This is a genomic window from Shewanella sp. Choline-02u-19, from assembly GCF_002836205.1.
GTDB lineage: Bacteria > Pseudomonadota > Gammaproteobacteria > Enterobacterales > Shewanellaceae > Shewanella.
The window spans coordinates 66,529-81,898 of the sequence record NZ_PJBE01000011.1 but is presented as its reverse complement, the minus strand read 5'-3'; the positions used below and the strand labels follow the sequence as shown (position 1 = coordinate 81,898).

Below are 15,370 nucleotides of genomic sequence, written 5' to 3'. Positions count from 1 at the left end.
GCAATGCAGCACGAATGAATGAGTGTTGGTTTGAAATGCTCATCAGCCTTTGTTAGCTGATGAGCAGGGTGAGTCCTTTAGTGAGCTGGTATTATTTCAGCTTCTTGAACCATAAGTTGTGATGTTGCTTAGCCCAGTTCTCGTCACAATAACCAGAAGTCATGTTAGACATGCCGCCTTCGGACATCACTGTCGCCATGAAGATGTGTACCACTGAGAAAGCGCTGATGATGATGGTTGAAACAATGTGCATTGCTAGCATCAAATTAGCGGTATTCTTAGTAACAGCAAAGGTTTCAGGGAACATCATTGTCAGACCCGAAATCACCATCAAGCCACCAAAGAGTGCAAACACCCAGAACCAAAGCTTTTCACCAGCGTTGGCAAAGCCTGCATCTGGATGATGTTTCTTACCGGTATTGAGGTAACCACCAAGTACGGCAAACCACTTAAGGTCATAGCTGGCTGGAATTTGCTTTGGTGCCCACATCAATATCATCAGGATGTAACCTAAGATGAAGGGAAACGCCATTAGCTCATGCAGGCCGCTAGAAAGACCGACCAGCGATGCCCAGCTAGAGGCATTCATGCTTGGCTCAAAGTAGTGTCGACCCCCCGCTAAGACTAAACCCGTTAGCATAAGCAGGATGCAGGCAATCGCTCCCAGCCAATGCACACTGATGCTTAAGCCTGACCAGCGTTTGATCATCTTACCCGAGAAGCCTTTATCCAGACGCGAAATGCCGTTCACCATGATGAAGATGATAAACAAGGCGATGACGCCAAACAGGCTAGCAAAAACCAAAAATGCGATACTTTCTGTGGCTGCTAAGTAACCCAGAATAGTTTCGTCAGCATCTTCAGGTATTGATGCTGGCATCAATAACTCAGGTTGCGTCGGCATACCGCGTATTTCCGGGATGTCACCTGGTATAGCTTCTACTTGAATTTCTTGCCATTGCTGAGGCTGCAATGTCGCAACGTCAGCAGCCATGGCTGCTGTTGAGACAAACAGGCTCATGACAATAAAACTAAACAATCTTATTGCTCTGTTCATTCGTAACTCCTTTAGCGATGTTAGGTCGCCTATTGGGTACTTCCCGTCGAATATCTGAGGGGTATAGATTCAGGTATCGACGGACATTACCGTTTCACTCGGTACAAAATGGGTTAACTTATCGTGTATAAAGTCAACTCATCACTGCATTTGTTGGGTGATCAAAAGGTGCAGTTCAGTCGCAAACTCGCGCCAAAAAGCTTGCTGGGCATGGCTCTTTATCCCTTCACAGAAGGGCGTGATCCAAGTGCCAAGGTGCTTAGTGATAAACTCGTCGCCAATGGCTGTGAGTTCCTCGAAGGCGTCGATATTATTGGCTGCTTTCTGCTCACTCGCTAACGCGTGAACACAGTAGAGAAACTCCAGTTCGTTACCGATAAAGTCGGCAGGTTCATTGAATTTATCGTCAATGACCAAGCCAATCTCTTGATAAAACTCGGCAACTCTGACCGTTTCGTCTGTATTCATGACATGGTTGCCGCTGCGATAAACGCCCTCGTAGGGAGCAACCAACAGCTTATATGGCCCGATACACATGCGGTTGAAGTCAAACTCCAATTCCGATGAGTCATCGACAAATTTCTTTGCTTCTGTGAGCAAAGCGCTATCGGGACGATTCGCTTCGAGATATGCGATCATGCCGGTTAACGCCTCTGTCCCAGAGGGCGCGAAGATCATCGATTTATAGGCAAAATATGCTGTTGCCATCGGACCATATTGCATTGTCATTATGCGCGTTCCTTAATAATCACCATGTTTGGTTTCGTGATGCAATCGCCGTAACCGACACCTTCTTTACTGGCAGATGGTTTCTTTAACACTTCATCGATGTTACCGACTTGGATACATTCAACTGGACAGCCAGCAACGCAGGCGGGTGCCATGCCACGGTCTAGTAGTTCGACACACATGTTGCATTTGTCAGCCTTACCATCGTCTTCACGAATGTTGACCGCAGAGTATGGACAGGCGCTGACACATAGGCCACAACCAGTACATTTCTCACGATCTAGCACCACGATACCGTCATCTCTGACATGGTAGGCCTTAGTCGGGCAAACCATTAGGCAGGCAGGGTTTTCACAGTGCATGCAAGAGTGAGATAACCACACATCAATCGCGCCGTCTTCACGTTCTACTTCATAGCGGTCGACTTTGCGGAAACGATGGTTCTCTGGTAGTTCATTATGAATTTGGCAAGCCACGGTGCAGGCACCACAACCGACACAGTTCTCTTGTCTGAAGACAAAGCCCACTTTTTGATTAATAGACATCTTTTACTCCTTAGGCTTTTTCTAACGCGACATTAGTCGAATGGTAGGCTGAACAGCCGCCCATATCGGTTAACTTGTCGGTAGTGAGGTTGTTGGTACAACTAGCTCTGCCCTGAGGGTCCATACGGCGCCAGTTGTTCTTGGGCGCCATTACGGTGCCGCGGCCAACCTGACCTGAAACCTGTGCGGTGAAGAAAGCTTCGCCACGGTGGTTGCTGAGTCGGACTGTGTCGTTATTCTTAATGCCTAACGCTTTAGCGTCTTCGGTATTAATCTTGGCAAAATACGCCGGGAAGTTACGAATATACTTCACGTTATAGAAGGCGCTGTTTGCACGTTGAGGGATCGCAGGAGATAACATGCGGAATGGCAAGTTCTTCTCTTCAGGGATCATCTCATCTTCAGGCAAACCGAAGTCAATCACTGGGTGGTAGCCGGCATCAATCATCATCTGAGAATGGAATTCAATCTTGCCACTGTCAGTCTTATACTTGCCGTCACCAAAATAGGGACGTTGCTCGTAGACTGTGACAAACTTCTCTTTGATGATCTGTTCGTAGGTGATGTTGTTGTGTTTGAACGCAGGTTCTTCAGTGTCTAAGAAGTCACGCAGAATTTGTTCATAATCGACGCGCATCTCTGGATGGTGATCCAGTCCCATATGAGCGGCTAACTCTTTGAAGAAGACCCAGTTATCTTTAGATTCACCTAAAGGCTCAATCACTTTCTCAGAAGTTTGCATGTGGTAACAGTTGTAATCAGTACCCATATCTGGGAACTCGAACTGCGTGGTTGATGGCACAATAATATCGGCAAGTTCTGCAGTATCAGTCATCAAGAAATCATGGACGACTAAGAACAGATCATCACGCATAACACCGCGGCGACAGGCATTGGAATCTGGCGCTACTGAAACGAAGTTACCATTGTAGTTAATCACAGCTTTAATAGGCTTGATGGGTTTGCCATAGCCAGTCGGATTAGTCGGGTGAAGCGCCTTGGCGATTTCCGTCATGTTGACATGGCCTACCGTGTCACCATGGGGATGGATATGATCCGCACGACCCTTAGAGTAGTTCAGGCTGTCATCGGCTTGGGTGTTATCGTAAACAAAACCATTACCAATCTTACCGAATTGACCCGCAACAGCGTGCATCATCGCGATAGCGCGAGACATACGAGCGCCGTTGTAGTTACGCTGCATACCGTAACCTAGACGTAATACCGATAGCTCAGACTCACCGTAGACCTTGGCAAACTTGAACATCTTCTCTCTTGGTACACCTGTAACCTTCTCTATTTCGTCGTAACTCATTTCGTCGAGACGTTTTAGCAGGTCTTGGTAACCCAGAGTATTAGCTTCGATAAACTTAAGATCGGCTAAGTTATTTTCGATCAAGTATTTCATGATACCGGCAGCAAGATGGGTATCGGTACTTGGCTTTGGTTGTAGCCAGATATCAGCTTGTGACGCAATCGGCGTACGCATCGGGTTCACAACTAACAGCTTGGCACCCTTATCGCGTGCCTGGTTGATGAACTTAATACCGTGAACGTTGGTTGCCGTCTCGTTCTGACCCCAAGAGATATAACAGTTGGTGTAGATGTTGTCGTATGGATCTGGACCTTGGTAAGTACCTGTCACAGATTTAAGACCTTCATAGGCGGCAAATACACACACCTTACGGTCGAGCTTACGTGCACCAACGGCATTGAAGAAGCGGCTTGGTCCGCCGTATTTACCGATAACGCCTTCGTGACCAGAGTAGCTGTATGGCAGGATCGAATCCGAACCGTGCTCTTTAATAATTGTCTTCAGGCGAGAGCTAATTTTTTCATAGGCTTCATCCCATGAAATACGACGCCACTTGCCTTCGCCCTTTTCACCCGCACGTTCCATTGGGTGTAAGATACGGTCGGCAGCGTAAGTGTACTGCACATAGGCATGGCCCTTTACACAAGGTGAGGTGCCCATTTTCTTCATCTCTGAAGCACCTTCGACATAGGTAAAACGGCCATTTTGTACGGTACATTTAAGTAAGCAACGGTCAGCACAGTTACGTTGGCAAGTGTGATATTTGATCTCACCTTCGCGCTTGAGTAATTTGTCTGGTGCGCCGCCACGTTGTTCCGTAGCGCTGGCAATGCCGGGCATCAAGCCTGACAGAGAGCCTACAACGGAGCTGGCTCCGACTCCCTGCAGGAAGGTGCGTCTGTTAATCTTCATATGTGTTCCCCATCTTGATAGTGTTTATTCACTACTTATATTTTTTGCGTTGACGACATTAATATTACTGTGAGTAGTTTAACTTCAGGCGTAGTTAGTACTTACTCTTTTTTGAACGGTTTAGTTCTGGTGTTACTCCTTTAACGGTCAAATCAGGCCTCTCATCGGCACTGGTTTTGACTTCTCCTATGAATATGTCACTAGGCTTCACTTGCTAAACGCCACTCTCTTTCTAGCCCACAAATTAATTTAGATTTTACCCAACTGAATGCGGCCGAATGATTGGTATTGCCAAATAGTACATAGTTGCCAATTTCACGATTTTCACGGCGACGTATTCGACATTTCTGTGCCAGATCTTCAGGCAATTTGACATAGTCAATGCCGGGTAACATATTGACGAATTGACGCGTAAATTGGTTACAGCTCAGCGTGATGGCATTGGTTTCACTTAGCAGTCGCATTGCGGAGGCTAGACTGTCGGTATAGCCCTCGACCTCCATGCATAAGTCTTGTTCACGGCATAAATTAACTAACAGCGGGCAAACAAGGTCGTCGTAATTATCAATCTCTAAACAGGAATAACGAGAGAGGTTTTCAAGCGTGAGCGGCTGATTGAAAATGGGGTGCGCACGTTTAGCTAAAATATAGAGGCTGTCAGTTTCTGAAAACATTTCGTAGTTGAGGTTTTTGCCATTAAACCCTTCGTATACGACCACAAAATCCATATCGCCATTGGCAAGTTCTGTAGAGCAGTCGTGGGTTAATACTCTGACATCAAACCTTAAGTTAGGTGCTTCTTTCAAAATGTCGTCGCGAACCACTTTTTGTACTGCATAGACAAACTCATCGTAGGCATGAATAACAAACTGCCCACCTGACTCTGCTGGGGTGAATACTGAATGTTGCATCTCTATTTTTTGGTACTGTTCAACCAGGCTTTTTGCCATTGGGATAAGTTGATGAGTTTTCTCGGTAGCCACAAAGCCAGAGCAGCGTCTTATAAAAAGAGAGTCTTTAAAGATATCTCTCAATATTTTCAAGGTTCTACTCACACCAGAAGCCGTCATGCCCAATTCATTTGCGGCTTGATGGCTTTGTCCATGTTCATATATAGCAATAAACACTTTTAATTGATTATAATTTAGTTGGTCTATTTTGTTCATGGAAATTCACTGGCTGAATTAATTGATTGGTATCATCTATATAATAGTTGTGATGTTCAGTGTTATAAGTCACATTTTTAAAAAGCTTGTTTTTATATTTTTGATATAGCTCTCGTGTTTTACATATTAACATTCGCAAATGTCGAATAGTGATATTTGCTCTGGACATCTCTATAGATGTGGTTTCTATGCCTTATACAGATTAAGTTGTACTTTGGTACTAAATAGTCTTGATGCTGATTATTATTTAAATTGTTATTTATTAATTACTTATGGTGCCGATGCCTTTGGGTCACTTTAATGGGAAATCAAAGTGAGACATACCGCCAAGTATGTTTTTGCACTCTATAAATCATATCGAAAAATCATCTATCGATTTAATTTCACAAAAATAATAATTATTTTTCTATTGTGACCTTTATTTGATATTTGCAGCTTTAATTATTCCTTTGTATATATGTTTACATGTTTGAGTGTATTTTATATATAGAGTTTTTATAAGTGGTTTCAGTAATTATTTATTGAATCCATAATAAGGAATAATTATGTTGGATAGACGCTCCATATTAAAAATGGCCGCTGGTGGTGCAATGTTAACGCTCATCCCAAGCGTTCAACTTCAAGCTAAAACCCCAGGTAAAAGATTGGCTATGGTGTTTGATGTTCGCCGTTGCACAGGGTGTCTATCTTGTACTGTGTCCTGTGCAATGGAAAACCAAACCGATACTGGCCGTTGTCGAACTCGTGTCAACCAAGCAGCAATTGAGCTGGACGGTGGCTTTGCGACTTTGGCGGTACCCAATCAATGTAATCAGTGTGATAACCCACCCTGCGTTGATGTTTGCCCAGTAGAAGCAACCTACAAACGTAAAGAGGATGGCATTGTGGTCATTGACCATGATGAGTGTATCCATTGCCAGTTATGTGTCGATGCTTGCCCATATGGGGCAAGACGCAAAGATGAAACGTTAGAATCACCTCCCGAGAAGTGTAACTTCTGTATTCATCGAGTCTCAGCAGGTTTACTACCTGCATGTGTTGAAACCTGCATTGGTGAAGCGCGTAATTTTGGCGACCTCAATGACCCGAACAGTAAAGTGTCGCAACTGGTTCGCGATAACTCGGTTTACGCCATGCTGGCGGGTGAGGGAACTAAGCCAAATATTTTCTATATTGGTTTACCTGAACAACCGAAAGACAAGCAGATCTTGTCACTTAATTTCCTTGAATGGCAACGCTAGGAGCGGGTAATGGACAGACGTAAATTTTTAACGCAAGCGGGCGCTGTTTCTGTGGCTGCTGCTACAGTGGGTTGTGGCAAGATGGCTCAACCTACAGATTCTGAACGCAGCCAAGATGTCAGTCGTTTTGGTCATCCGATCCCAGCAGAGTGCCAGCAAGATGCTAATGGGCAATGGCAACTCACTAAAGGTGTACGTACAGCATATTCTAGGTGTTTCAGTTGTTATAACATTTGTGGTCTTCGAGTGCGCATTGACGAAGCCAGTGACAAAGTGCTCAAAGTCGGTGGTAATCCATACTGTGAGAATAACTCTGGTTCTCCATTGCCGATAGCGATGGCTGTTAAGCAAAGTTATATTGCTTTAGCGGGTGAGGCTGGACTCGAAAACCGTGCCACTACCTGTGCTAAAGGAGCCAGTTGTGCCGACTCTGTTGATGACGAACGCCGTGTCACTGATGTGCTTAAGCGTGATGGTCAACGGGGTGAAGGTAAGTGGGTCACCATTAGTTATGAGCAAGCATTAAAAGAAATTTTAGAAGGCGGCGATCTCTTTGGTGAAGGCCATGTCGAAGGTTTACGCAGTTTACGTCAACTCGACAAACCGGTTAAGCCTGGTTTCCCTGAGTTTGGCAGTGCGGCGAACCACCTGTTTGCCACCTACTGCGCCGAAGATACCTTACGCGGCAGCTTCTACGCTCGCTTTATGCAACAGTCTTGGGGTACGAGTAACTTAGGCACTAAGCATGCTTACTGCGGTGCAGCTCAAGCGACGGGTTATAGCTTAGGCATGGCTTCAGGCTTTGAAGAATGGCTCAATGATGTTGATTGGGATAATGTCGAATATGGCTTGTTTATGGGCACCAGCCCTGGTTCTTCAGGTGCAAGCCTTAACCGCGTCGGTCGTGGACTTGCTGATAGTCGAGTCGATCGAAAGTTCAAATATGTGTGTGTTGATCCACTGCTCAGAACCACAGTAGCAGCCGATACCAATGCAACATGGTTAGCGGTTAAACCTGGACAAGATGCAGCGTTCTCTTTTGGTGTGATTCGTACCATGCTAGAAGAGGGTTGGTTTAATAAAACCCACCTTGAAGGCGCCAGCGAGAAAGCGGCTAAAGCTGCAGGCGAGCTTAACTTTACCAATGCGGGTCACTTAGTCATTGTTGATGCGAAGCACCCCGATTACCGCCGTTTTGCAAAGGCAAAAGACTTTGGTTTAGGTGGAGACGAAGCGCTGATTATTAATGCCGATACGCAAGAGTTCGTGTCTGTTGAATCAGGTGACAAGGCTGAGCTCTTTGTCAGTAAAACCGTTAAAGACAAATCGGGTCGTCGGGTTAAATTAGCGTCCTCGTTGTATTTGTTAAGAGAAGAAACACAACGTACCAGCATGAAAGAGTACGCCGCTAAGTCGGGTATTGCGATTGAAGATATGCGCCAAGTGGCAAAAGATTTAGGTCGTTACGGTCGTAAAGCCTGTGTTGCTGGTAATGGTGGCACAAATTCGTCTGACGGTTTCGTTATGGGCTGGATCTGGGCAACATTAAATACCCTAGTGGGCAGTCATGACGCTAAGGGTGGTGCTATTTACGGTAACGGGCCGATTGGTGGAATGGAAGGTCGCTATGATTTAGCCAATATCGACAATGGCGTGAGCTTGGACGGGGTGGTTAATGCCTGTCGTGATGGTGCTTATGAGTCATCGACTGAATATAAACAAAAACTCGCTAAAGGTGAAAACCCATACCCTGCTAGCACGCCGTGGCATGAGGTTCTGCCGGCAATGAATGCAGCAGAGCAGTGGACGAGTCATGCCAATAACGACCCGTATCAAGCTAAGGTCTTGTTTAACTGGCGTAATAACTTTCTTTATAGCGCAGCCTCTATTAGCCAAGAAGTGGTTGCAAGTATTGCTGACCCTAAACGTTTACCGTTAATTATTGGCATTGATTGCCACATGAATGAGACGAATCGTTACGCTGATTATTTTATTCCTGATCGCTCAATGCTAGAAGAGTATGCCGCAGACCGTATGTGGGGTTCGCATATGTTGGGCGTGGTTGCAGCAGCGCCATTAGTGACACCAAGAACCGTTAAAAACGAAGCGGGTCAACATGTTTGTATGGAGCAGTTGTTAGTCGATATCGCACTCAATATGGCGCTTCCCGGCTTTGGTAAAGGCGCGATTGATCATGAGGATGGCAGCAAGGCTGACTTGCTTTGTTTTGAAGATTGGCACGCTAAATATCTGGCAAATGTGGCATCACAATGCGAAAACTTGCCGACGGTTACGGCTGAAGATAGGCAATGGGCTGGACTTGATTATGCAATGAAGCCGTTGACGCCAAGACTCAACCCTAACGAGGCTAGTGAAGTTGAAGCACTGCTATCTCGTGGTGGCTACTATGTGGCAGATGAACGCTATGAAGGTGATTTTGTGAAGGGTGCAGGGGCAAAATGTCTGCAGATCTACCATGAAGCGGTTGCACAGCTACGTCATGCCTATTCTGGTGAGCATTACCCAGGCACTATTACCTATCATCAGCATCGATTCTGGAATGGCGATAGCTGGGAAAGTCACTGGCCAGAAGCTGACTATCCATTGCTGTTTTCAAGTTACAAAGCAACGGTGAGATCAAACTATGCAGTTGCCTACAAACGTATTGCTGAGATCAGCCCGACTAACTTTGTCTATATGCATGAAGAGACGGCAAAAGCCCAAAACTTAACCGACGGTGACACAGTGAGATTAGTGACCGCCAATGGCAAGCCTGCCGAGGGTTTATTGCAAACAGACTTTGGCGTGGCAAGAGGGGCGGTATGTGTGTCTCATGGCTTTGGTCATTCAAAGGGCTTTGGTGGTGACGATCGAGTGATTAATGGTAAAAAGTTGGCGGGCTTAAAAGAGCGTGCTGGCGGTGTCGCGATTAATCAAATGATCCCGTCCGATCCAACGCGTAAACAAAATGCCAGTATGCTCAATGATTATTGGACCGGTGCTAACTGCCGACACGGTATTCCAATTCGCGTTGAGAAAGCTTAATTACGATTGAACCGTGGATCCCTCTCACATCTGGAGGGGAGGGATCTATTGAGCATTGTAATACTTGCTAGTGTTTAAGCAGGTGATCTCAGGTTCAGATCCAACGCGCAAACAAAGTGCCAGTATGCTCAATGATTATTGGACTGGAACCAACTGTCGTCATGGCATTCCAATCTGAGTAGAGAAAGTTTAAATACTATTGAAGACAAACTCCCCCGCAGATTAACTTCGGGGGCGTTTTTAAATCGTTATACAGATTAGCGTCTAAATTAGATGTTTCCGGCGATAAATTTACACCTCAAACAAGCGTAACTCATTTCATCCTGCAACATTTCCCCCTCAGTATTCTTTTTGGCTGAGGGGCTTTTCGCTGCTTAAGCTAAAATTTATCTCTTTATGGTAGTGTTGGTCGCAAATCATTGGAGATAATAATGAAAATAACAAAATACTCACAGATTGGCCTTTTGACGGCTGCGACTTTTGCCTTGCCTGCGATGGCAGTAACCACAGAGCAAACAGCTTTTTTTGATAGCATCGCAGCGCATTGTGGTAAAGCTTTTGAAGGGACGGTTACAGCGGGTAATACTGCCGATTCAGCCTTTAGCGGTAAGAAACTGATTATGCATGTACGCGAATGCAGTGACACTGAACTTAAAGTACCGTTTCACGTTGGTGATGATCACTCTCGCACTTGGGTGATCACTAAAACCTCATATGGTTTGCATTTAGCCCATGATCATCGCCATAAAGATGGTAGCGAAGACAAGGTGACTATGTATGGTGGCATGACAGCTGGTATGGGCAGTGCGACTGAGCAGTCCTTTCCTGTCGATGCCTATTCAATTAACAATTTTAGAGACAACGGACTGGATGTATCCATTACCAATGTTTGGCATATGTACACCAAGCCAACAGAATTCACCTATCGTTTGACTCGCGACGAGCGAGATTTCAGAGTCGATTTTGACCTGACAAAGCCTGTTACGCTGCCACCAGTACCTTGGGGACATAAGTAAGGCATTTTGTTTAAGTGAAGGGATGTGATGCGTCTAGGTTCTAGTTTTCAATTGCTAGAACCTAGAGTTATTGTCCGAGTCTTGCCGTCTTAGCTTATTACGAAGTGACTAAGTCACGCCCTCGTCTCTGCATTCCGTTGAGCCTATTTCTCTTCAAAAGTAAAAGACTGTCCAGCTAATGCGGCTTCAAACATTAAGCCACCTTTGGCGACAGTAAACACAGCCATGCCGTTGATATAAGATGCTGATGCTGCTTTTTTACCTGCTCCTACTGAATTTCCTGTCGTACCTGCCTGTGCATTGGCGCCAATGTTAATCGCGACGGCAGAGGCTTGTGCGCCGAATTCAAAGCTGCCGCTAGTGAAATCAGTATAAGCTGCTTTATCTTTAAAAAAGATAACTTCGCTGTAAGCTTGGCCACCGAGCTGAAAACCGAAAGAAACTTGGGTTAGGCTGGTATCGCCTTGATAGTTGCCACCTTGATAGACGCGTCCTTTACCGTAAGCGGCACCTATACCAATTCCGCCTTTACCTACGGTCGGAAAAAGCGCGTAACCATATGCGCTATCGAAGAATTTTTGAGTTTGATTGGCTTGTTGGAAAGTAGTTTTAGCTTGAGTATAGCCATCTTCTGCTAAGGCTTGTGGCGCCACGGCGAGACTGGCAACTAAGCAAAGAGTGCCGGTTATTTTTCTGAATAAGTGTTTCATTTCAATCTCCTTTAGCTGCTCATGTGTCAGTATTTAGTTGTAGCATAGTTAAGCTGAACCGAAAATGAATGGCCCATCAAACTTCGTTAACCATGGCAGTCATTTTTAGCATTAACCAAGGCTAAAGTCATTGTTGTTGATGTAAAGGCAGGTGAATGGATAACAAAAAAGCGCCAATATAGGCGCTTTTGTTATGTGTTGGAGCTGCTATTTAATGGGCTTGTCGAGTACGTAATGCTCGAACCATTTCTGATCCCACTCCATTTTGGCTTTACGATGTTGATACTTGCTTAATCCATGGCCTTCGCCAGGATAAACAATGAGCTCAACTGGTACATTGAGATAATGCTTGAGAGCGCGATATAGCCCCTGTGCATGACCCGCTGGCACTCGCTGGTCATTTTCACCTATATGGATAAGCGTTGGTGTTTTGATTTTATCGACATGGCTGAGTGATGAACCCTGGGTGTAGGCTTCAGGTTTTTCCCAAGGCAGACCTTCCATAAAGTTGATTACGTGGCCAGGGGTGTCTTCAAGCATCCATTGCAGGCGTTGATCAAAAACACCGGCACCAGAGCTTGCTGCTTTAAAACGTTCAGTGGTGCTGATCAAGGCATTAGTTAGGTAACCGCCGTTACTCCAGCCCATCACTGCCATTTTGTCGCCATCAACAATACCGTCGCTAATAAGCTGATCGACCCCTGCAATAATGTCGTTTACCTCAATGTCGTGTTCTTTACCGACTAAATCGGTTAAGAACTTATCACCATAACCGGTAGAACCGCGATAGTTCGGTGACAGTAATGCCCAACCTTTGGCGGTGAATGTTGAACGGCCATAAGAGCGATGCTGTAAAGCATAGGGGGTTGCTGATGTTGGGCCACCATGAATTTGCACCACTAATGGTAACGGACCGTCGGACTTTTTATAGTCGGCTGGCAAATCCAATATCCCTTCGACAACACTGCCATCAGGTGCTTTCCAGCTCACGATGGATATTTGAGGGAGCTTCCAACTCTCGACTTGTGGGTTGATATTACTCAGGCGTTCTGCTTTGGCTCGACTGCGATTGGCATCCGCAATAAACATATCAGCAAAGTGATCTAGACCGTTGTGGCTAAAGGCAACGCGTTTACCATTTTGGCTAAAGCTGTAGCTGCCAATGACCATATCGCCATTAATGACCGTGCGCGTGTCGCCCTGTTCGTCACCGTCAATTTCAGTACAGAATAGCTTTACTCGAGCATGATCTGCGCCGCGATAGCAGATCTCATCACTATTGGGTCTCCATTTTATATCGCCTGAGTTTAAGGTGACATCTCCGCTACGTGTGACTTCGAGCGATGGGGCTTCTGTTGCTTTCGCATTGGCAATAAAGAGCTTACCTGGATGGCCGTCAAAATCGATTCTAAAGGCGAGTTGGTTATTGTTTTCTCGCCAATTTAAGCCTAATAACCAGCCGTAAGGTGAAGGGGCTTGGTCGCGCCATTGCGTATCGGCGAGGGTGTTATTGGTTTTTGTTTTGGTATCGAATATCTCGACATCAGACCAACCTTCTAACCGAACTAACTCATTATCGTCAGTGGTGATACGGGCAATTTTGCTGCCATCTTCATTGACTTTAAATTCCCACACCACTTTATCGTCATCGATTAATAGCTGTTGCTTAAAGTGTTGCAGGTCAAGTTGGTATAGCGGGTTCGTTTTACGTTCGCCATGGCCATATTTAGGGGCTGAGTGGTCTGCACGCATCGAGGCCCAGTCATCTTTATCTTTAACTGTTTTAGTGGCTAAAAAATACACGCTCTTACCATCATGGCTTAGCTGGAATCCGCTAACGCCTTCGACCTCTTTAGTCATCGGTTGCATGTCACCGCCAGCGATGCGGAAGATTTGTGTCTTGCCGTTGTAAGGTGCTTTGGCCGCTTCTTGTTTTACCTTGCCGAGAAAGTAGATATGTTGCCCGTCTGGACTCCATTGTGGGCTGGATTCACTTTCATTGGTGAATGTGAGGCGTTTAGAATTACCACTTTCAGTGTCCAGCAGCCAGAGATCTCGCTGGCTCTTATCCAGTTCTTTGTCCCAGCGGGTCTCTAGCCAAAGTGCTTTTTTACCATTGGGGCTTAATGTCACTGAACTCATTCCACCAATATCAAAAAAGTCATCGATAATAATGTCGTGCGTTTTTTCTGCTGCAGCGGTCACCATACTGGTACCGAGCAATGTTGCCATTGCGGTAGCAAGCAGGGTTAGCTTGTTGAATTTTTTCATGTGGTTGTTCCTACCCTTCAAGGTCTTTCTATAATTTTTATAATGAGATAAGCGCTAATACCAGCTGCATTAAATAGAGTGTTAATTCAGAAATGCTCAATCTTTTCAGTTCCAGACGCATTGGTGAGAAAATGATTTGTCCCTTGTAAGTCAATGCAAAGCCGCAATGGAATGCTTCTGGTGGGTTCAAAGCTCAGCCTGTTACGTGGGGAACGCTTAATATCGAATAACTATTTAGCATCGAGTTCCCAGCTTGCCTTTAGTGCTTTGAGTTCCCACTGAATGAACAGATACTTAGTGCAATTGGTATGACACCCTATCGCAACTAGCGTTATGAAATCCATGAAATATGTCAGGTATTTAGCTTATTTTTTTTCATCTTGCATTAACTTTTGCAAGTAGGCGAGTTCTTCTGAACTGAGCAGTTGCTGACTGGCCTTCATCGGCGATTTTTGCTGCGACTGTGCTAATCTTCCACGTAAAAATGCGGCGTAGGTGATCTGTTTTAAGCCATAAATGGCCAGAATATAAACGGTGAGCAGCAGGACCAATTTTGCCGCCACATGGTTAATGTGAATAAGTTCTTCGCCGAAATAAAAAGGTAAGATGACCAGTACGGCTCTGACAATCCAATTACTCATTAACGCCAGAGTCAGTACCAGCAGCCAGCGGAATTTTATGTCCTTAAGGCTCTCTTGATGTAATCTGGATGTACGGCTTGGATAGAGACTAAGCATTTTTAAAATAAAGTAAAAATAGAGCGCCGTTTGGATAAACAACAGCCCTGGCAACGCAGCTCCCAGAAGGCTTAGGTGACTTAGATGGCTTAAACCTGAATTGAAGCTCAATGATATGTCTGGCAGTTCCCCTTGGTTTAATACACGGTAACCGACTGTTGCTAATACCGTCATGGCGACGAACAAAGCAGGAAAGAAGTGAGGTGAAAATCCGCTGGGTGCTTTTGCGTCGTTTAAACTTCGATGACAGTATAAATAGAGCATCGGCATCAATAAAAAGTAGATTGGGATAATCAAGATAAAGATAAAATGGATTGGCGCAGGAGCGTTATCTTTGGTGAGTAGACCGGTAAAAAAATACAGCGCCATTAGGCTGAATATGCTGCCTAAAATCTTCTGGTTACCGTTCTTTTCGCGATAGATATAACGGATGTATAAACCTAGGCCTAAGCAGTGAAGACCGCCAAGCAAAGAGAGCCACCAATATCCTTGTGATACAAAGTCATTAAACTCATTCATATTGCTGTTATTTCATACTATTAATCATCGGGATGCAAGTTGAATATTGAACCAGAGCATGGGTACCCTTTCATTTTGAAAGGGGATTATTTTTGACTCATAATGAC

Annotated in this window: 11 protein-coding genes; 3 read left to right on the top strand and 8 right to left on the bottom strand. The window is 45.2% G+C overall.

Features of this window, described 5'->3' with window-relative positions:
* Positions 1-91: 91 nt before the first annotated feature.
* The 5 genes from CXF83_RS01740 to CXF83_RS01720 form a co-directional block, all read right to left on the bottom strand.
* Complete coding sequence (locus tag CXF83_RS01740) at positions 92-1,057, bottom strand: formate dehydrogenase subunit gamma (RefSeq protein WP_101093405.1); 966 nt, start codon at positions 1,055-1,057, stop codon at positions 92-94.
* Positions 1,058-1,198: 141 nt separating this feature from the next.
* The gene (locus CXF83_RS01735; protein ID WP_101093404.1) at positions 1,199-1,786 is read right to left on the bottom strand and encodes a TorD/DmsD family molecular chaperone; all 588 of its coding nucleotides are present in this window, start codon (positions 1,784-1,786) and stop codon (positions 1,199-1,201) included.
* Complete coding sequence (locus tag CXF83_RS01730) at positions 1,786-2,331, bottom strand: 4Fe-4S dicluster domain-containing protein (RefSeq protein WP_101093403.1); 546 nt, start codon at positions 2,329-2,331, stop codon at positions 1,786-1,788. Before CXF83_RS01730 ends, CXF83_RS01735 begins: the two co-directional genes overlap by 1 nt.
* Positions 2,332-2,341: 10 nt before the next feature.
* Complete coding sequence (locus CXF83_RS01725) at positions 2,342-4,558, bottom strand: molybdopterin-dependent oxidoreductase (protein WP_101093402.1); 2,217 nt, start codon at positions 4,556-4,558, stop codon at positions 2,342-2,344.
* A gap of 200 nt (positions 4,559-4,758) precedes the next feature.
* Positions 4,759-5,724, bottom strand: coding sequence for a LysR family transcriptional regulator (locus tag CXF83_RS01720; RefSeq protein ID WP_101093401.1), 966 nt, complete (start codon positions 5,722-5,724; stop codon positions 4,759-4,761).
* A gap of 545 nt (positions 5,725-6,269) precedes the next feature.
* Between CXF83_RS01720 and CXF83_RS01715 the strand changes: the two genes are divergently transcribed.
* The 3 genes from CXF83_RS01715 (at position 6,270) to CXF83_RS01705 (ending at position 11,026) form a co-directional block, all read left to right on the top strand.
* Entirely contained in the window at positions 6,270-6,965 is a 696-nt protein-coding gene (locus tag CXF83_RS01715; protein ID WP_101093398.1) for a 4Fe-4S dicluster domain-containing protein, read from the top strand.
* Between the two features lie 9 nt (positions 6,966-6,974).
* Positions 6,975-10,010 (top strand): molybdopterin-dependent oxidoreductase, encoded by a 3,036-nt coding sequence (locus tag CXF83_RS01710; protein WP_101093397.1) that lies wholly within the window; start codon positions 6,975-6,977, stop codon positions 10,008-10,010.
* Positions 10,011-10,441: 431 nt separating this feature from the next.
* A complete protein-coding gene (locus tag CXF83_RS01705) occupies positions 10,442-11,026 on the top strand; it encodes a hypothetical protein (RefSeq protein WP_101093396.1) in 585 nt (194 codons plus the stop codon).
* 143 nt (positions 11,027-11,169) lie between these two features.
* Here the strand turns inward: CXF83_RS01705 and CXF83_RS01700 are convergent, their stop codons facing one another.
* The 3 genes from CXF83_RS01700 to CXF83_RS01690 form a co-directional block, all read right to left on the bottom strand.
* On the bottom strand, positions 11,170-11,736 hold the full coding sequence (locus CXF83_RS01700) for a YSC84-related protein (RefSeq protein WP_101093395.1): 567 nt from the start codon (positions 11,734-11,736) through the stop codon (positions 11,170-11,172).
* A gap of 207 nt (positions 11,737-11,943) precedes the next feature.
* Positions 11,944-14,007, bottom strand: coding sequence for a S9 family peptidase (locus CXF83_RS01695; RefSeq protein WP_101093394.1), 2,064 nt, complete (start codon positions 14,005-14,007; stop codon positions 11,944-11,946).
* Between the two features lie 365 nt (positions 14,008-14,372).
* The gene (locus tag CXF83_RS01690) at positions 14,373-15,263 is read right to left on the bottom strand and encodes a hypothetical protein (protein WP_101093393.1); all 891 of its coding nucleotides are present in this window, start codon (positions 15,261-15,263) and stop codon (positions 14,373-14,375) included.
* Between the last annotated feature and the right edge of the window lie 107 nt (positions 15,264-15,370).